Consider the following 19,740-nt stretch of genomic DNA (forward strand, 5'->3'; position numbering starts at 1 on the left):
TCAAATAAATTAGTGATGACTTTTTTATTATTTAACTACAGCTTGGTTTCCTTTTACATGTTCATTATTTACACTCATAAATTCTTCAATTTCTTCAACTTCTCTAATGATATCTTTTGATAAGTTTTCATACCCGTCTTTCGTTACAAGAATATCATCTTCTATTCGAATACCAATCGACTCTTCCTCAATATAAAGACCAGGTTCAATTGTTATAACCATACCTTCTTCTAACACTCTATCTTTATATGTTCCTACATCATGTGTATCTAAACCAAGGAAATGGCTGACACCATGATAATAGTATTTTGATAACTCTTCATCTTCTTGAATTAAGCCAATTGCTTTACACTCTTCTGCCAGCACCTTTTTTGTATGCTCATTTAATGCAGCGAACTTTAATCCTGGCTTAATAATCTCTGTTGTTTCTTTTAATGCCTTTAATACAATATTATAAATTTGTTTTTGACGACTAGAGAATGTTCCATTTGCCGGGAATGTATAACTAATATCAGCGTTATAGTAGTCTTTTTGAGCACCTAAATCTAGCAATACTAAATCACCATTTTGAATTTGTGCATCATTATCTTCATAATGAAGAACTGTAGCATTTTTACCACTTGCCAAAATTGTATTGAACGCATGGTGCTTAATGCCAGATGATTTCAGTGTAAAATCAAATTGAGCTTCTAATTCATACTCCATCATACCTGCTTTTGCATGCTTAAGTACGTTGTAAATACCGTCTTGCGTTATAGCAATCGCTTCTTTAATAATTTCAATTTCTTCCTCTGTTTTAAATACTCGTAATTCACAAATGTTCGGATATACATTACCAATTGTTACGTGTGGGTATTGTTCTCTTACATGTTTAGCAAATGCTAATGTTTTTGTCTCCGTACCATTCCACTCGCGACGTTCTATATCTAAATATAGATGCTTCGCATTTTCTGTAAAGAGTATATTTGACACTGCTTTTTCAAAGCTATCTAAATATACAACTTTCTTTATACCTGAAATTCCCTCTGCTTCTTCGCTAGAAACTGTCTTCCCAACCCATTTTTCCATTACTGGATCTGATTTTTCAATGAAAAGTGTCTCTTCTACACTATTCCCAAACTTTTTTAGCATAAAAATAACATTTGGTTCATCGATTCCCGTTAAGTAGTAAAAATTACGATTCGGTACAAATTTATAATGTGCATCAGCTGACATATGCGGTGCTTGTCCCGCAAATAAAATCGTAACGGATTCATCAGGTAATGTTTTCGTTAGTCTTTCTCTATTTTGAGCAAAAAATGTTGATTTCATAATAATCCCCCTAGTGTTCTATGTATGCTTGTGAAACTAATCATCAATACAATTTATTCTATTATTGTTATAATTTTTCGTCAATTAATTATACTCATAGCGAAAGGAGAATTTTCATTACTCGGGCCTCTTCCACGCTAAATTATGCATACCACTCCACAATTTCTTGATATTTATTCCATATACTTAAAATCTCATATATAGGAAAGGAGCCATAACTTTGAAACATTATGTAGCAACAGGGTTAGCAATTACTTCTTTATTAATAATTTCAGGATGTTCTAGCAACGTCGAAACAGCACCAGTGAAAAAAGAAACGGTGCAATCTCAGCCAAAAAATATAGAAACAGCAAATACGAGTCCGCAAGACTTCTATAAAGAAGTTACATCTGGAAAAATCGAGCACATTCACGGAATTGGCTATGCAGGAAATATGTCTGGGGTTTCTATCGCCACTCATAGCGGGATAAAAGTTTATCAAAATGGAAAATGGCTTGAAACTAAAACTGGACTACATGATTATATGGGCTTTCAGGCAACGAAGAACGGGTTCTTTGCCAGCGGTCATCCTGAACCAGGTGCAAATTTAAAAAATCCTTTAGGATTATTGAAAAGTTCTGATGGCGGTAATACCCTTGAAAAGCTAGCGTTTTATGGAGAATCTGATTTTCATAACCTTGCTGTCGGATATAATACGGAAGCAATTTATTTATACAACGAACGCCCTAATTCTGAATTACAACAAGGTTTTTATTTCAGTACGAACAACGGACAAGAATGGAAAAATAGTAAGTTAAAAGGTCTTTCAAGTACGATTCATTCCTTTTCAGTACATCCGAATCAATCTAGTGTAGTCGCGGTAAGTGCTAAAGACGGTGTTTACTTATCTACAGATTACGGAAATACATTTGAACTATTCGCTAAATCACTTGAATCGACCGCAATTACATTAAGTAATGAAGATGTTATTTACGCCCCTATTAATAAGCAAATCGTAACGAAGAAATCAATTGCTACAAATGAAGAAACAAACATACAAATTCCACCTTTAGATTCTAAAGATGCAATTATGTATATTTCACAAAACCCTCAAAATTCAGCCGAAATCGTATTTGCTACAATGAAATCAAATGTATTCCTCTCTACAGATGAGGGTAATACGTGGAAGCAGATTGCTAATGAAGGAACATTCCAATTTAAGTAGAAGGGTGAATATAACGTGTTTTCAACAATAAGTGAATGGAGCTATCAACTCATGTCTCCTTTAATGGATGCCGCGAATGCTACGAAATCTGTACCTCTTTTATTTTCGTTTTTATTAGGCATAGTAGGTACCCTTGCTCCTTGCCAATTAACAGGGAACATTAGTGCTATTACACTTTATAGCAACCAATCTTTACAAAAGGGACATGTATGGAAACATATACTTTTATTCATTTTAGGAAAAATAATGGCTTTTACGACGCTTGGACTATTAGTATGGTTTTTAGGAAAAGAGATTCAGCAAATATTGACTTTGTATTTTCCATGGTTACGAAAAATGATGGGACCCCTATTAATTTTAATGGGGCTACTGTTGTCAGGTATTATAAAAAGAAGATATTTCTTCTCGATTAAATTTATACGAAATCAAAATGAAGTTGGTTCATTTTTACTCGGATTCTTCTTTTCCTTAGCTTTTTGTCCGACTATGTTCGTTCTATTTTTTGGAACGTTAATCCCTTTATCTTTATCATTTAATTACGGGTACTTGTTTCCAACGTTCTTTTCGATAGGAACTGCTCTTCCTATCGTCGTATTAATGTCCTTCATCTCCTATCTGGGATTAAACGGGGCATTACTAAAGAAGAGCAGGAAAATAGGAAATAGCATTCAGCGTATAGCTGGTTTTCTCCTTATTTTAATCGGATTTTATGATACTGCTCTTTATTGGTAATACATACAAAAGATAAGCTCTAGTGAAATGAGCTTATCTTTTGTAATATTATATTCATTTTTTCTTTTGCTGTAGTTGAGCTAATAAATTCTTAACAAACGCGAGAAAAAGCGGGTCATTCTCTTTTTTAGGTGACCATTGCATAATAAGTTGTCGTGGAATTGTAATTTCTATCGGCTGTACAATGAAGTCATGAATAATTTGCTTATGTAGTCCTGATAACGGAACGATTGTTATGCCATTAACTTGTATAGTAAGTGCTAATGCTGAACTAATTGATTCTGACTCCATCACTTTATTAACTGTTATTTCATTTTTCATCAAATACGGTTCGAGCACTTCTTTGCAACCAGAAAGTGGCATAATAAAAGGATAATTTTTTATATCATTAATAGTAAGGTTAGGCGGAACTTTTTTTGAAGAAACCATAACATACGGATCTTCACCAATGACATCATAATGAAATCCTTGTATTAAATTTTCTTTTATAGAAATAGAAAAATCTGCACTACCTGATGATAGCCAATCTAACACTTCTTGATAGCTTCCTTCTCGAACTGCAAGTACATATTGACTATGATCAATATTCCCTAGTTGAATACACTCCGCCAAACAATATACAGTAACGGAAGGATACGTAGCTAGTACAATTTTATACAAGCTTTTATTCTTCAACTGGAAAGCTGTTTCCTCAAGTTTTTCATACTCCATTAGAAGTCGATTCACACCAACTAAAAATTCTTTGCCATTTTCAGTTAGAATCGTTCCTTGTCTAGAGCGATCAAATAACGTTATAGCATATCGTTTCTCTAATTTGTTAATAATATGGGTTATTGCTGGCTGTGTCATATGTAATTCCTTTGCTGCCAGACTAATACTATTTAAACGAGCCACATATGTAAAGACTTTAAAATCAAAAACATTCATTCTGTTCTCCTTATATAAAATATATTTATATCATCTATAAATAACCTTCATTATATTTATGAAACCACTTCATTTACACTGAGTATACATCATCAATATTACAAATAGATGAAACTTATATACCCTAGAGGAGTGTTGATTAAATGAGTACTTACATTTTAGTACATGGAGCATGGCAAGGTGAATGGACATGGGAATTAGTAAAACCTCAACTAGAGGCTTTAGGTCACACTGTTATTACACTAGACTTACCTGGAAGTGGGAAAGATACAACTCCTTCACAAAATATAACGTTAGATTCCTATGTTGATGCAGTAACAGCTAATATAAATCAACAAAATGAAAAGGTTATTCTTGTTGGACATAGTATGGGTGGAATCGTTATTACTCAAACTGCTGAACTTATACCAAATAAAATCGATAAATTAGTATATCTTTGTGCTTTCTTACCACGAAATGGAGAAAGTCTTGGTAGTAAATTAGACGGAGAAGATGGCCCGCAATTCACTATAAATGAAAATGACTTGACTGCTGAACTTATACCTAATCTAATTGAACAAACATTTTTAAATGCTACAGAAGACGGTTCTATTAAAGAAGCATCTTTTAATCAAATGCGTCCTCAACCACTAGGACCCTTCCAACAAGAGCTGAAAATATCTGAAGAAAACTTTGGAGCCATAGATCGCATTTATATTGAAACGACTCTAGATAGAGCGATTCCAATTGATTTTCAGCGCCGAATGAATACAGAAACACCTTGCAAGAAAATTATTACTTTAGAAGCTGATCATTCTCCATTTTTCTCTAAAGCATCGGAACTTGTTCATTACTTAAATGAATTAAACTAAATTTTTCATAAAATAAATAGACACTCACAGGTGTCTATTTATTTTACTAATTAAAAGCTATCTTTACTCTATCTACATTGCCATGCCCTTTTGCTTCATCTCCCACTTTTTATACAGTAGTACTGCACCAAATAAAAATACTCCTGCAACAAATGAAGCTACTGGTAACATTTTTATCATTTCATCTGGAAATACGAGCGGCAATAATGGAAATGCATACGCTGCCGGAATACGTACACCAACAATTTTTAATAAAATAAGCATTAATATCATATTTAATAAAGTGACTACAATCCATGAATCAATTGCAAAGTACAATACCGTTCCAACAGTTGCAGATGCAGTTAATACGACTATTTGTTTAAAAGCCATTTTTTCATTGTACATCGGCTTTTGAAGTGATTCATACACGACAACTAATATTGGTGGAATAACTGCTAATTGTTCATAACCAGTTATCCAACATAAACTGATCCACACAAAGTTTAGTATTAGAAATACAATCATATACTTATACTGTATATTCACTTTTCGCTCCAGACCACTGTTCAATTTAAATATAAGTACACCAGCCATTAATATAAATGTTAAAGCGCAGACCGCGATAACAAATGACCATTCCGTCGCATTTGTTACTAATGGTAATAAACCTGTCGCAATTGATGGTGCTAAATTGGATTGAATTACACGTAAAAACAGCATCATGAATACAAGCGTTAAGCTTAATTTCCCTAAATAGGCTATATCCATTTGATTCACCATAAAACCGATTACAGCTGTTATTGACGTTGCAATAAAAATTTTTTCTGGTTGTCTTAACCATCCTGGCTCACGATACGCCCATAAAGCAATTGCCATCGCTGCTATTTCCGGCAAAATAACTTCCGGATCATTTAATAACACACCAGCTATTACCATAGCTAAAATAGCAATCGTATATGAGATGATTGTTTCTTTCTTTGAAATTACTGCATTCATTATTACATACTCCTTTTTGCTTATTGCTTTCATAATGTAAAACAACAACTTAATATACCCTACCGCAGTATTGTATATTAACATCTTTTCTATTTCAATTATTAGTAGTCATTTACATTCTCTCTCACCCCATACACTTACAAAACAAGGCATTTTATAGACATTGACACTTATTAAAAGATAGGTTAAAATGACTATACATTAGTAAGTAACTAATGCAATTGAATCTAACTAGAGGTGAAACAAATGAAAAATATTTTATTCCGTATTAACGAATTGTCAAAAAAAGAAAAAGCAACTGGATTAACAGTTGATGAAAAACAAGAACAACAAATGTTACGTCAAAACTATACAGAAACATTTCGTGGAAGCCTAGATTCCATTTTATTAAATACAAAAATTGTTGATTCGAATGGTCTTAACGTTACACCAGTTGCATTACAAGATGCTCAAATACGTTTAAAATTAAGCAAATGAGTTCCACGCTAAAAAATTTCAATAAAACATAAACAGAGCTGGATTTCCTATATAGAAATTCCAGCTCTGTTTATTGTCTTTTCTAATTTAGTAAACGAGCGATACATCGCAATTCTCCACGACACAATCATCGCAAATGCAAGTAAGAAAAACATGCTGCTTAACTCTGCCAAATCAATTGATTGGCTTAAATATGACTTTAATGCCACGCGTACAGCTAATAAGCCTACTAAAATGAATATGAATGCTTTTGACGGTTTCATAAATATATGTTCGCCTTTTATTTCGAACTTAGTTGTTTTAATAAGAAAAATAGAGAAAATAAGCCCTATACTAATTGCCTCGACTATTTCTAACGATGTTAATCGAAACTCTGGTAAAAAGTACATCATCGCGCCTGTACTCATAAAAATTGGTGGTAATATAATTTTCTTTTTCGTTACCGGCTTTTTCGCTGCTTTAAAACGTAGAAACATTACCCCAACAGCCATACAAACCGCTATGACACTTGATAAAAGTGCTATCATACTTTCCACTCCTATCTATTTAAATGACTTTTTTAGCAAAATCATAAACCAATAAGTAACTACATGCCGCATTATAGAATTTCTTCATTATATTCCTCCTGCTGTAAACTTTCCATATTCGCTGCAATCATTTTACGCAAAGTTTATGAACGGAATATGAACAAAAAAGCCATTCTGCAATTAATAATTGCAAAATGGCTTTTCAACTTATTTTAAATCGTCAATTGTGAAAGCACCTGGAAGTAATTGCTCAACAGTCACTTCTTTTTCATCACCTTTTACATTCGTTAGTAATACAGGCATTTTCGGATTACAGAATTCAACAATTACTTGTCTACACGCACCACATGGTGAAATCGGTCCATCAGTTTCTCCTGTAATAACTAAGTAACTAAAATCGCGCTCACCTTCTGATACTGCTTTAAATATTGCTGTTCTTTCTGCACAGTTACATAAACCGTAAGAAGCATTTTCTATATTACAACCAGTATAGATTTTCCCTTCTTTCGTAACTAACGCTGCGCCAACAGGAAATTTAGAATACGGAATATACGCTTTCGATAACATCTTGTTTGCTTCTTCAATATATTTTTTCTTATCCATATTATTTCCCCCTCAAAGTAAATGAAATAATGATTAGTCAGTAATAACTGTATGAACTAATTTAGGAGCCACTGCTGTTTCAGCGATAGAGATGTTCTCATAAATTTTTGCTTTTACATCTTCTACATTTTCACGATTTGCGTAGATTGTTACGAACGGCTCGCCTTCTTTTACTGCATCGCCAACTTTTTTGCGTAACATTAAACCTACTGCTAAATCAATTTCATCTTCTTTTGTTGCGCGGCCAGCACCAAGTAACATAGCTGCGATACCGATTTCATCTGCAACAATGTTAGAAATAACACCTGAAGTTTTTGCAGGTACATCAATTACATACTTCGCTTGTGGCATTTTTTCTGGATTGTCTACAATTGAGCTATCTCCGCCTTGATTGCTTAAGAACTCTTTAAATTTCTCAGTTGCTTTTCCGTTTTTCATCACTTCAATTAGCATTTCACGAGCTTCTTCTAACGTATTTGCTTTTTTCGCAAGTACGACCATTTGACTTCCTAATACAAGTACTAATTCTGTTAAATCTTCTGGACCTTCACCTTTTAACGTATCAATTGCTTCTTTCACTTCTAGAGCATTACCAATCGCAAATCCAAGAGGTTGTGACATATCTGAAATAACTGCCATTGTTTGACGTCCTACATTATTTCCGATACGTACCATTGCATGTGCTAATTCTTTTGCATCTTCTTCTGTTTTCATAAATGCACCAGCACCTGTTTTTACATCAAGTACGATTGCGTCAGCACCAGCTGCAATTTTTTTACTCATAATTGAACTTGCGATTAAAGGAATTGAGTTAACAGTTCCTGTTACGTCGCGTAATGCATAAATCTTTTTATCTGCAGGTGTTAAGTTTCCTGTTTGTCCAATAACAGCTACTTTGTCACGGTTTACAATATCAATGAATTGTTCTTTCGTAATTTCAACGTGGAATCCTTCTACCGCTTCTAATTTATCAATTGTTCCGCCTGTATGCCCTAAACCACGACCAGACATTTTTGCTACTGGTACATCTAAAGCAGCTACTAATGGTCCTAATACTAATGTTGTTGTATCACCAACACCGCCAGTTGAATGTTTGTCTACTTTAATTCCTTCAATTGCTGATAAGTCGATCGTTTCTCCAGACTCAACCATCGCCATCGTTAAATCTGCACGTTCGCGATCTGTCATATCTTTAAAGAAGATTGCCATTGCAAGTGCACTCACTTGATAATCAGGAATACTTCCGTCTGTATATCCATTAATAAAGAATTTGATTTCTTCAGTCGTTAATTCTTTGCCGTCACGTTTTTTTGCGATAATATCTACCATTCTCATTACAATCACCATTCCTTTTTATATTATATAAATCTATTAAAATAATAAACCAACGATTGTTGCTGATAAGAAACTTACTAATGTTGCACCGAATAGTAATTTCAAACCAAATCTTGCGACTACATTCCCTTGCTTTTCATTTAAGCTCTTAACTGCTCCTGCAATAATCCCAATTGAAGAGAAGTTTGCAAATGAAACTAAGAATACAGAGATAATCGCTGTCGTTCTATCTGAGAAATTAAAGTTTCCTTGTGCTAAATCTGTCATAGCGACAAATTCATTTGATACTAATTTTGTTGCCATAATATTTCCGGCATTAACTGCTTCATGCCAAGGTACACCCATAATAAATGCAAATGGTGCAAATGCATAACCAAGAATTTCTTGGAATGAAATACCGATTACACCTTTAAATACTGCATTAATGAATGCGATAAGAGCTACGAAACCAATTAACATAGCTGCTACTGTAATCGCAACTTTAAATCCATCAATAATGTATTCCCCTAATACTTCAAAGAAAGTCTTTTTCTCTTCTTCTTGTACTTCTAACATATCTTCTTCCTCAGTAACTTCATACGGGTTAATGATAGAAGCAATGATGAAGCCACCGAATAAGTTAAGCACTAAAGCGGTTACAACATATTGTGGTTTTAATAAAACCATATATGATCCAACGATAGACATAGAAACTGTAGACATTGCTGATGCACATAATGTATACATTCTTTTCTCTGGCAATAACCCTAGTTGTTTCTTAACCGAAATAAATACTTCCGATTGTCCTAAAATCGCCGATGCCACAGCGTTATATGATTCTAGTTTCCCCATTCCATTTACTTTACTTAATGCTAGACCAATAGATTTCACAATAATAGGTAATACTTTAATATGTTGCAAAATACCTATTAAGGCTGATATAAATACGATTGGCATTAATACACTTAAAAAGAACGAAAACTCTTTTTGATTTACTAATCCACCAAATACGAAATTCACACCGTCAGCGGCATATTTTAATAGCTCTCCAAAACCATCTGCTATTCCGCTAATTAATATATTCCCTACACTTGTATTTAATAATAGAAACCCCAAAATGAATTGTAATATAACCATCGTTATGATTGGACGATATTTGACTTTCTTTCTATCATTACTAGCAAGCCAAGCGATACCTAAAATCAATACGAGGCCAAAAACACCGATTAAGTATTTCATAAGCCGTTTCCTCCCATTCGTATCCGCTTACATTTTTTTCAATTATTAAAGCAATAGATATACTTTAAACGTATATCTATTGCTTTAAGCTTTTATCGATTAGTAGTTATCTGTAGCACCTTTTGCATCATTTAATACGATTGCAACACTAGCACTTGCTCCAACGCGAGAAGCTCCAGCAGCTACCATTTTGTCTGCATCTTCACGTGTACGAACACCGCCAGATGCTTTTACACCAACGTTTGGTCCTACTGTTTTACGCATTAATGCGATATCTTCAGCAGTTGCTCCGCCAGTTGAGAATCCAGTTGAAGTTTTTACGAAATCAGCACCAGCTTTTACTGATAATTCACAAGCACGTACTTTCTCTTCATCTGTTAATAGGCAAGTTTCAATGATTACTTTTACAAGAGCTTTTCCTTTTGCTGCTTGTACTACTTCATAAATGTCTTTTTCAACAAATTCGTTATCGCCATCTTTTAAAGCGCCTACGTTGATTACCATATCAACTTCAGTTGCACCTTTTGCGATAGCATCTTTTGTTTCAAATGCTTTTGTTTCAGTAGTGCTTGCTCCTAATGGGAAACCGATTACAGTACAAACGTCTACATCATGTCCAGCTAGTTCATCAGCCGCTAATTTTACCCATGTTGGGTTAATACAAACAGAAGCGAATTTATATTCCTTTGCTTCTTCGATTACTTTCATAACATCTTCTTTAGTAGTATTAGCTTTTAAAATTGTATGGTCAATTAACTTTGCAATGTTCATTATCTTCACTCCCCATATCTTTTAACAACTTCATTCTAACTCTTAGTTGAACAAATGTAAATACACTTTTGAAATTTTGTTCATTCTTTTTTAAAAGGCATTTTCTTGTAGTAAATAAAGCGCATTCTAACAAAGAACACTTCATATATAATCAAATTTTCTATGTTAACAATGGTAGTATGTATCTCCATATCCATAATTATTTTTTAAAAGGCAATTTGTGTTCAAAAAAGACTCCTATCATTCATACATAACAAAATAAAAGGAGTTCTCAAAATTAACATTTTGAGAACTCCTTTTATTTCTAACCTTTTTCATAATGTAACAGTTCTTTTGCTGTATGCTGATCGATAATTAATACATTTGCATACCCGCCACGTAACGCACCATCAATTGCTTTTATTTTTCTATTACCACCTGCAACTAAAATAGAGCGTTTCTTTAATTTCAGTTCCTCTAACTCAATTCCAATTGTACGCTGATTAATCTCTTCGCTACTAATATTTCCGTCTCCATCAAAGAAACGTGAACAAATGTCACCGACTGATTGTTTTTTGAGTAAACTTGTTTCATCCTTATCGAAATAACCTAATCGGAATAACAGCGCTTCGTCTCGCACTGTTCCTACAGTGAAAACTGCAATATTCGCTTGTTTCCCCATTTCGATAATGTGATGAATATGTCGATCCTGCTCTACTAATTCTTTTGTCACTGCATTATCAAATATAACTGGAAGAGGTAGATTTCTTGGCGTCGTTTGAAAAGCATCTGCAAATAAAGCTATCGTCTCATTCGCATATGTATTTACACTCGAATGACTAATGCCACCTTTTAGCTGGACAACCTCTACCCCTTTTACATGTTGCGGTACGATTTTTCTAGCAATTTCATACATCGTCATTCCCCAGCTTACACCAACAATATCACCGTTTTTAACCGTCTTTTCCATATACTCAGCAGCATATTTACTTATATACTCTGTAATCGTTGCATATTCCGGTACTGGAGAAAACACAACATGTGCCTCTAACAAGTTGTACTTTTCTTTCAGTAAATTCCCAACGTTATCTAAATCCGCAAATGGATCGGCGATGCTAATTTGAACAAACCCTTTTTCTTTCGCGTACTTTAACAATCTAGAAATCGTCGGTCTTGAAATATTTAATTTGTTAGCAATTTCTTGCTGACTATAATCTGATTGATAATATAATCTTGCAACTTCAACGCTTAATTGTTGTTTATCTTTTTCCATAGTAACTCATTACAAATCCCTTCCTGTATTTCCCTTTCGTTACAAGCATTATACAGCTTTATGCAAAAAAATTCGACTACCGAATTTTATCTAACTGAACTTCTATTCTACGTATTATATATAATGAAACCTTATTGTGTAGATTTACAAACTCAATATAGAAACACTTACAACATATAAATCAGTTTATATGTAATTCATTCTTTATTGCTTTTCCTGTAGTAACGATAACAAAGCCGTTCAATAAGAAACATGAAACATCGTCTAAAAGCTATTCAAATACCCCTCATAAACAAAAGATACTGTTCATAAGGGGTATGTATTCAATTTAAGTTTATAAAAATCGGATGGAAACACTGCAAGTTCTCACTTATTTAGAATAAGAGAAAAGATGATGTTTTATTTGTTCAATAAAATAATGATGGTGTATATTATCGTTAGATACGCGACTTGCCATAATAGCTCCCTCCATTGAAGATGCAAGAAAAGAAGCGAGCGATATAATATCTATATCTTCTTTAAGTTCTTGTTTCTCTATTCCTTCTTTTATGAGAGAAGCCATTAACATTACTGTATCATCATAACCTTTTGCTGCTGCTTTTTGTAATTCTGGAAATACTCCAGTACTTTCAATTGCGCTATTAAGTAATGGACAGCCTCCAGCAATAGGAGGATTATTAGCTGCATCTTGATATACAAGGAAAATTGCAAGGATTTTATCAATTGCTGTCTTTTTATTTTCCATTGCTTTATGAAAATGACTCCACATAATCTCACCACTTTTGTCGTAGGCAGCAAGGACAATTTCTTCTTTACTTTTGAATCTACGATAAATAGATCCTTTAGGTAATTCAGTAGCTGTCATTATATCCTGGATGGATGTGCGAGTTATCCCATTAGTATTAAATAAATATAAAGATGTTTCAATAATTTTTTCTTTAACCTTATCAACTTTAGTCATGCTTTGTAATCCTCCTAATAAAAACGAGCTTAATATTTCAGGTGATATTTACCATCTATTTTCTTGAATTTTTTTGTAAGTATAAAGAAGTTTGGAACAAAAATATCTTATCAACCCCTATATTATCTGAACCTCAAACAATACGGTTTGAAAAGAGGTTAATCAAATTGTATTATCTATATCAATCAAATGAATTTTCTGTCAAAATTAACATGACCAATTATTCAATTCAGTCATGTTATACAACTACTTTCACCTAACTTCGTAGCAGGGGTAAAAATATATAGTTAATTTTAACGTATAGACATATGATTATTATATATAATTTTTATTAATATGTTTAGCTAAAGTGTTCGAACTCCCCCCACTTTCACTTCATTCTATAAAAGATTAATCATTAATGATTACTGGAATTAAATTGTAACAAAGCAACTGAGATATAAATATATTTGCTTTTTTCCATTTTGATTTTGTTAATACTTTGTAAAAAAGGTTTAAAAAACTAGAAACTTGTAGTATTATTAGATTTCAATTCAGACCGAACTGTCCGGTTTGAAATCTTTATATAAATATATTTATAAGGAGAACGTTATGCAGAAAGAAAAATCAAAGATTGTAGGTAATTTAATTACGGGGGCAATAAAGTGAACTTTATAAAAATGAATAAAAAAGAAATTATTATGCTAATAGTTTATACAATGTTTGCACTACTTCAAATTGGCTTGTTCATATTATTTGGCTTATCACTTTTAACTAACAGCAATTTAGTTGAATCAGAATTTGCTCTTAGTGCCATCGGTTTGACTGTACCTGCTATTGTAGGAATAATTTTCTTTAGGAAAGAAATTATTGAAAGTTTTACTTATTTTAAAGAGAAAACAATTTTGAAAATAGTAAGTGTTCCTCTGGTGGTTTTATTTACGGTAATTGTAGAACAATCTGTTATGCGTTTTCTAGCAACTGCCCAGCCAGAGAACCAAGAACAGCTCCTTGAAACAGGTACGGGGATACCTCTTATTTTTACATTGCTAGTATTTGGTATTCTAGGGCCATTGCTTGAAGAAATTGTGTTTCGTCATATAATATTAAATCGTTTTTCACATTATATTGGTACTGCTATTGCATCTATCATCTCAATTATAATTTTTACAGTTCTTCATACGAACCAGCTTTCAGATATTGCTATTTATTTACCTGGCTCAGTGATACTTACTGCGGCTTATCTTATTTCTAAGAGATCCATTGCATATGTTATGGCGATACATATGTTAAACAATTGCATCATTTTCATTCAATTGCATATGTCATAGCGATACATATGTTAAACAATTGCAGGTTTTGATGCAAAAATACTCTATGTTTCTATCGAGTATTTTTGGCACCAGAACCACTTTTTCTAAGGCATAAGAAATCTTATCAAAACTACAACTTATTAGGAGAGTGTCAGTCATGATTGTAACAACAACTTCTGGAATTCAAGGTAAAGAAATTATTGAGTATATTGATATCGTAAATGGTGAAGCTATTATGGGTGCAAACATTGTCCGCGATTTATTCGCTTCAGTTCGTGATGTTGTCGGTGGCCGTGCTGGTGCTTATGAAAGTAAGCTAAAAGACGCTCGTGATATTGCGATGGACGAAATGAAAGAACTTGCAAAACAAAAAGGTGCGAACGCTATCGTTGGTATTGACGTAGATTACGAGGTTGTACGTGATGGAATGTTAATGGTTGCTGTAAGTGGTACAGCTGTACGTATATAAGTAAATAAAAAAACGGTTCCTCCCTTGGAATTTATACTTTGAGGAGAGGCCTGGTTCTGTTGCTGATTTTAAAGAATAAAAAGAAATGTTGATAAATCATTATACGTCGAAAAAACACAGTTTGAGTGTAAACTGTGTTTTTTTATATAGAGGCCCCATCCCATCACTATCAAGCTAAAATTTTGTGTTAACTTGTACAAAATTTACATTTTTTACTTTGGGGTAATTTTGAATCCTTAAGTTTATGGGCATGTGGTGGTACCCTCTAATACTGTACAAATTTTTTATAAATGGTTGTAAGGTTCTACGTTTTTGACCATTCTGTACAACGATAACTTTGGTTTATTGATTTCACCTGTAATCTGGTATCCTATCCTCTGATACAATTTAATGGCAAGTTGGTTCTCTTTCTTTACCGTCAGAGAGCATTTGGCAAAGCCTTGCAGCGAAGCTTGTTCCTCAGCAGATTCAATTAGTCTGGTACCTATCCCTAGTCCTCGACTTTCGGGCAGTAAGGCAATTGTTCCGATGTGAAACTCATCATCTTCTCCCTCCTTCAAGGTAAACATGGAATAAAGCATTTTGATATTCAGTATGTTATAAACAACAAAACCCAGCTTTCGGAACGAAAGCAGCTGTTTAAAAGTGGGCCAGGCAAGACGATTTAAAACTGGTATGGGATAGCAAGTAATCATCCCTAAAGTTTTCCCGTCCATTTGAGCTTCATAAGCGTATTGATGACTGAAACGGTTGTTCTCCTGCCGCCATAGCTTACAAAATGTCCAATCGACTGTGTTCTTCTCCTCAGATCCTGCAAGTGGAAACGCCATGTATTCCAATGCCATTACATTTAGCTGGGCGCCGACCATGGATTGATGAACAGCCTTTACAATAGAGATTTTATTCATTATCCTATTGCTCCTTTTCACTTTCTATATTATTAATATTAATTATCATGGATTTGAATCAGTTCAGTTCACTTCCCTCTCAATTCATCCTTAGCTTTGAAACCATAATAAAATGTATTTAAAACAAGCTCTGCAGCAGATTTTTTAGCCACATTTCCTTCATGTACCTGTTCCCAGGTATGGAAAAGCAGAGCATAAAGCGTATTCAAAATCCATTCGCTGCTAACTGTTTGCTGAAAGTAACCTCTTTGTTGTAGCAATTCAATAACGCGTCTTAAGGGTTCCCTCAGCTTCTCTTCTGCTTCACCTAATTCTTTGTTGTTAAATACAGATGCATCATGACCTAGAAAATAGATTTTGTCACCTAAAGGGATTAACGCTTCAATGAGTTCCGGGATATAGTTTTCACTTCTTTCCTCATCCAGTGGAATCTGGTTTACAGTATCACTTACCATTTGTATAGCCCGATGGCCCAAGAACAGCATCAATTTCTCCCTGCTTTCGACGTAGCGATGGAGTGTAGCAATTCCAATTCCCGCATATTCCGCAATTTCATTCATCGAAGCAGTAGGATTTTCAACAAGCAATATAGTAGCTGAATCAAGAATTGCATTAAATCTCGCTTCCTTCAACGCTGACAAGTCTTTCTTCATCGTCAATCTCTCCCTTTTTCTGTATAAAGTCGTCATTTTTGATAGATGAATATATCATTTGATATTATAATAAACAATCTCAAATAAAGTGTCCAGCTGCTGAATGTAGCTTTTCAAAAAGAATTATATTCCTGAAACTGATAGCACTTTGAATGTTTCATTTTTAGCATTTCATTATTTAGATAACGATGAAGAAATTAAATTCTTTAATGTAATAAATACAAGAGCCAAAGGAAATGGTACGAATCGCTTTCTTAGTAGAAAAAATGATTACCTTATCTGGTTTTTTTAACTATTTTTATGACGAATTAATAATTACAGTAATTTTTCTACTTTTATTAAATCCGTTTGCACTTCATTTAATTATTGAATATTTTATAATGAAGTTACTTTCTGCATAAAGTTATCGGTTTACTTTAAAATTCACTTCCGGGTATTTGGTCATCAGCCTTTTAAGGGTTGAGCCGTCATCCTCCTGTTTTACATACTGGTCAAAAAATGCCAGGCTGAATTCGTTAATAATACGATGAACTTCCTTTGGATTTTCACCTGGGCTCTGCAACAGAGGTGAGAACAAATGTAAATCGGTAAAGCTTGTATGATCCGTATGAGGAATGACCATTGACATACCACCACCAGCTAACCCACGTCCGTATCGCTCCCTCACTTCAAAGGGATCTGCTTCATCAGGCTCTTCTGCACTCATGAGCAGAAATGGTTTTCCAATGCCACTTTCAGGCAAAATTTCACCATACAATGTACCATCCATATTGATAGCTGCTTTGACACGAGAATCTTTTGCAAGTATTTGTGCTGCGGTAGCTCCACCGTAAGAGTGGCCAAACATTCCAATTCGCGAGGTATTCAGTCTTCCTGTAAAGAAACCGGTCTCATCGTTTTCGTTAAGTTTCTCTATCTGATTAAGGACAAAGCTGACATCTTCCTCCCATAATTTTATGTGGCTATCTCCTTCATCAGTTAAATTGATGGGCTGTACGTAAGCAGTTCGACCACCTGGAAAGACGGTAGCTGCAGCATCAAAGGTATGATCGATACTTAGAACAATATATCCTTGACTAGCCAACTCCTCAACTTGAAACGTGTTTTGATTACGAAAACCATTAAAACCATGAGAGAAGAGTAATATGGGATAGTGATTCTCTGAGTCTGAGAGTTGTAAATCCATAAACGAATGAGACTTTACCAATTCCATGTGGCTGAATGCAAATGCAGGAATAGACAATGTTTTTTCCAATCCCTTGGAGAGCTCATTTATGTTACGAATATAAGGTTCTGGATCCCCCTTGCTTTTTTCAGCTGCAGGATACCAAATTTGCACCATCAGTTCGCGCCGATCGTTTGGATTTTTCGAATATGGTTCATTTCTCTGATGATCAACCCAATGATATAGCTTCGTACCGACCCTATGTGGACCAGTTGGTTCTTCAAATGAAAATACCGGCATAAGTAAGGGTAGCGCAACTGCTACAGACAAATAGATACATAGTAACGAAGTCTTAACTATGTATATACCCGAACTTCTAAAGCCCTTTTTCCGCCCAGTTAATAAATAGCATAAAATTAAGATAACTGGGGATACATATGCCGGAATCATCTGCCACCTAAAACCTTCTGCCAATAACTGAACTGTAACCATTACAACGGCAATCAAAGTAGCTAATTTAGACCACTTTTTCGTTTCTCTGCCTATTAACAGTATCCAACTCAATAGACTAAAATTCACTACTATCAAAACAACTTCCCAGAAATTCATTGGCCTATCTCCTTTGCATGCATTTTACTTCTAATTAAAGAGGTAGTTTTCAGCCTAAGCAAAAGCAGATGAAACACCTATATAGTTGCACCAATTATGCTTAGTAACCGTTGCATCCACTCTACTCCTTTATTCAAATTAAAAACTTAAAATGCCCAGCTACCTTTACGGAAAATTGGTTCTACAGTTCCATCTGGTAGAATACCGTCGATATCCATCTCACTGCTGCCAATCATAAAGTCCTCATGTGTTATTGAAATATTTGCCCCTAACGTTTCAAGCTGATCGTTTTCTAAATCTCTTCCATCCTCTAAGCAAGTTGGATAAGCTTTACCAATCGCTAAATGGTTCGATGCATTTTCATCAAACAATGTATTAAAATATAAAATTCCCGATGCTGAAATCGGTGATTCATGTGGTACAAGTGCTACTTCACCTAAATAGCAAGAGCCTTCATCCACATTAATAAGCTCCTGTAATAAATCATGTCCTACCTGTGCTTCAGCTTTAACAATTTTTCCTTCTTCAAATGTCAGTTTAAAGCCATCGATAATATTCCCTTGATAAACTAATGGTTTTGTATTGCTTACATAGCCATTTACACCTTGTTTCATCGGTAACGTATAAACCTCTTCTGTCGGCATATTAGCCATAAAGATAGTATCATCAGGAGTTTTACCACCTCCAGTAACCCATTTATGCTGTGGTGCTAATGCAATTGTTAAATCAGTACCTGGCGCTGTATAGTGAAGCTTCATATATTTTTTATCGTTCAGTAGGACCGCACGAGATTCTAAATTTGTTACATGTTCACGCCATTTTTCAATAGCACTGCCGTCACCAATACGAACAGCTTTAAAAATAGCCTCCCATAATGCTGGTACTTGATCCTCAGTTGCTAAACCTGGGAACACCTTCGATGCCCACTTTGGTGAAGGAACTGCTACCATCAACCAAGCTATTGAATCCTTCATTACGGCGTTGCGATTGTTTCTCAGAGCAGCTCCTGCTACCTTTTGATAGGTAGCTAGGCGATCAGATGAAATACCTGTAAATTTATCAGGATCTGTAGCATCTATCATTAATAGTGCTCCTTTACGTTCGATCAGCTCATCATTCATTTTGACTATCCACTCTGGGAAGCGATTAAATTCTTCATCTGAGGCATAATCAAAGTAAGCACGTTCCATTTCTTCATCCGAAAAATTAACATGAACACGCCCTGCCCCAGCCTTATAAGCCTCTTTCACAATTATACGGGCGAAATCCAATGCATCCACTGATGTATTGACTAATAAGTATTGCCCTGGTTGAATATTGACACCGATTTTCACCGTAAGTTCTGCATATGCTTGTAATTTTTCTTCAAAAGTCATATTATTTACCTCGCTTTTATTAAATTGGTTTTGAATTCCCCTCACTAACTTACTTTCTGAACAGGTTTTCTCAGAATTTCCATTTCCCATTTTTTATTAGAACATGATAACAACTAATGGA

At 34.3% G+C, this 19,740-nt stretch carries 21 protein-coding genes; 7 read left to right on the top strand and 14 right to left on the bottom strand.

Annotation, left to right across the window (positions count from 1 at the left end):
• Positions 1-27 precede the first annotated feature (27 nt).
• Entirely contained in the window at positions 28-1,311 is a 1,284-nt protein-coding gene (locus MR170_RS02330; protein ID WP_242307022.1) for an aminopeptidase P family protein, read from the bottom strand.
• A 220-nt stretch (positions 1,312-1,531) separates the two neighbouring features.
• Between MR170_RS02330 and MR170_RS02335 the strand changes: the two genes are divergently transcribed.
• On the top strand, positions 1,532-2,515 hold the full coding sequence (locus tag MR170_RS02335; protein WP_242307027.1) for a F510_1955 family glycosylhydrolase: 984 nt from the start codon (positions 1,532-1,534) through the stop codon (positions 2,513-2,515).
• Between the two features lie 15 nt (positions 2,516-2,530).
• Positions 2,531-3,247 carry an urease accessory protein UreH domain-containing protein gene (locus tag MR170_RS02340; protein WP_219993459.1) on the top strand — a complete coding sequence of 239 codons (717 nt, stop codon included), beginning with the start codon at positions 2,531-2,533 and terminating at the stop codon, positions 3,245-3,247.
• 54 nt (positions 3,248-3,301) lie between these two features.
• On the opposite strand, the gene MR170_RS02345 is transcribed toward MR170_RS02340, so the two are convergent.
• Positions 3,302-4,174 (bottom strand): LysR family transcriptional regulator, encoded by an 873-nt coding sequence (locus MR170_RS02345; protein WP_001100328.1) that lies wholly within the window; start codon positions 4,172-4,174, stop codon positions 3,302-3,304.
• 143 nt (positions 4,175-4,317) lie between these two features.
• Here MR170_RS02345 and MR170_RS02350 point away from each other — a divergent pair, with 143 nt between their 5' ends.
• Positions 4,318-5,025 carry an alpha/beta fold hydrolase gene (locus MR170_RS02350; protein WP_242307028.1) on the top strand — a complete coding sequence of 236 codons (708 nt, stop codon included), beginning with the start codon at positions 4,318-4,320 and terminating at the stop codon, positions 5,023-5,025.
• Between the two features lie 72 nt (positions 5,026-5,097).
• Here MR170_RS02350 and MR170_RS02355 read toward each other — a convergent pair whose 3' ends face one another.
• Positions 5,098-6,003: a hypothetical protein gene (locus MR170_RS02355; RefSeq protein WP_242307029.1), complete on the bottom strand. Its 906-nt coding sequence runs from the start codon at positions 6,001-6,003 to the stop codon at positions 5,098-5,100.
• Positions 6,004-6,249: 246 nt separating this feature from the next.
• Between MR170_RS02355 and MR170_RS02360 the strand changes: the two genes are divergently transcribed.
• Positions 6,250-6,480 (top strand): DUF896 domain-containing protein, encoded by a 231-nt coding sequence (locus tag MR170_RS02360; RefSeq protein WP_061660350.1) that lies wholly within the window; start codon positions 6,250-6,252, stop codon positions 6,478-6,480.
• Positions 6,481-6,527: 47 nt separating this feature from the next.
• Here MR170_RS02360 and MR170_RS02365 read toward each other — a convergent pair whose 3' ends face one another.
• The 7 genes from MR170_RS02365 to MR170_RS02395 all read right to left on the bottom strand — a co-directional run bounded on the left by MR170_RS02365 (position 6,528) and on the right by MR170_RS02395 (position 13,147).
• Entirely contained in the window at positions 6,528-7,007 is a 480-nt protein-coding gene (locus tag MR170_RS02365) for a CcdC family protein (RefSeq protein ID WP_043935006.1), read from the bottom strand.
• Positions 7,008-7,214: 207 nt separating this feature from the next.
• Positions 7,215-7,610: a cytidine deaminase gene (locus MR170_RS02370; protein WP_242307030.1), complete on the bottom strand. Its 396-nt coding sequence runs from the start codon at positions 7,608-7,610 to the stop codon at positions 7,215-7,217.
• 33 nt (positions 7,611-7,643) lie between these two features.
• On the bottom strand, positions 7,644-8,945 hold the full coding sequence (locus tag MR170_RS02375) for a pyrimidine-nucleoside phosphorylase (RefSeq protein WP_001983022.1): 1,302 nt from the start codon (positions 8,943-8,945) through the stop codon (positions 7,644-7,646).
• 36 nt (positions 8,946-8,981) lie between these two features.
• Entirely contained in the window at positions 8,982-10,163 is a 1,182-nt protein-coding gene (locus MR170_RS02380; RefSeq protein WP_016082053.1) for a NupC/NupG family nucleoside CNT transporter, read from the bottom strand.
• Between the two features lie 99 nt (positions 10,164-10,262).
• A complete protein-coding gene (gene deoC / locus MR170_RS02385; protein WP_001017440.1) occupies positions 10,263-10,934 on the bottom strand; it encodes a deoxyribose-phosphate aldolase in 672 nt (223 codons plus the stop codon).
• A 304-nt stretch (positions 10,935-11,238) separates the two neighbouring features.
• Positions 11,239-12,186, bottom strand: a complete 948-nt coding sequence (locus MR170_RS02390) for a sugar-binding transcriptional regulator (RefSeq protein WP_016082054.1) — start codon at positions 12,184-12,186, stop codon at positions 11,239-11,241.
• 370 nt (positions 12,187-12,556) lie between these two features.
• On the bottom strand, positions 12,557-13,147 hold the full coding sequence (locus tag MR170_RS02395) for a TetR/AcrR family transcriptional regulator (RefSeq protein WP_016082055.1): 591 nt from the start codon (positions 13,145-13,147) through the stop codon (positions 12,557-12,559).
• A gap of 644 nt (positions 13,148-13,791) precedes the next feature.
• Here MR170_RS02395 and MR170_RS02400 point away from each other — a divergent pair.
• Both MR170_RS02400 and MR170_RS02405 read left to right on the top strand, forming a co-directional pair.
• Positions 13,792-14,457 (top strand): CPBP family intramembrane glutamic endopeptidase, encoded by a 666-nt coding sequence (locus MR170_RS02400; RefSeq protein WP_242307031.1) that lies wholly within the window; start codon positions 13,792-13,794, stop codon positions 14,455-14,457.
• Between the two features lie 139 nt (positions 14,458-14,596).
• Positions 14,597-14,908, top strand: coding sequence for a heavy metal-binding domain-containing protein (locus MR170_RS02405; RefSeq protein WP_000637505.1), 312 nt, complete (start codon positions 14,597-14,599; stop codon positions 14,906-14,908).
• Between the two features lie 284 nt (positions 14,909-15,192).
• Here the strand turns inward: MR170_RS02405 and MR170_RS02410 are convergent, their stop codons facing one another.
• Entirely contained in the window at positions 15,193-15,816 is a 624-nt protein-coding gene (locus MR170_RS02410; RefSeq protein ID WP_242307032.1) for a GNAT family N-acetyltransferase, read from the bottom strand.
• Positions 15,817-15,884: 68 nt separating this feature from the next.
• On the bottom strand, positions 15,885-16,469 hold the full coding sequence (locus tag MR170_RS02415) for a TetR/AcrR family transcriptional regulator (RefSeq protein WP_043936825.1): 585 nt from the start codon (positions 16,467-16,469) through the stop codon (positions 15,885-15,887).
• Positions 16,470-16,705: 236 nt separating this feature from the next.
• On the opposite strand from MR170_RS02415, the gene MR170_RS02420 reads away from it, so the two are divergent.
• A complete protein-coding gene (locus MR170_RS02420; protein WP_016082058.1) occupies positions 16,706-16,870 on the top strand; it encodes a hypothetical protein in 165 nt (54 codons plus the stop codon).
• A gap of 2 nt (positions 16,871-16,872) precedes the next feature.
• Here the strand turns inward: MR170_RS02420 and MR170_RS02425 are convergent, their stop codons facing one another.
• Entirely contained in the window at positions 16,873-18,243 is a 1,371-nt protein-coding gene (locus tag MR170_RS02425) for an alpha/beta hydrolase family protein (protein ID WP_242307033.1), read from the bottom strand.
• Between the two features lie 146 nt (positions 18,244-18,389).
• Positions 18,390-19,619 carry an aminopeptidase gene (locus MR170_RS02430; RefSeq protein ID WP_242307035.1) on the bottom strand — a complete coding sequence of 410 codons (1,230 nt, stop codon included), beginning with the start codon at positions 19,617-19,619 and terminating at the stop codon, positions 18,390-18,392.
• Positions 19,620-19,740 lie beyond the last annotated feature (121 nt).

The organism is Bacillus cereus group sp. BfR-BA-01524 (assembly GCF_022662595.1).
GTDB lineage: Bacteria > Bacillota > Bacilli > Bacillales > Bacillaceae_G > Bacillus_A > Bacillus_A thuringiensis_S.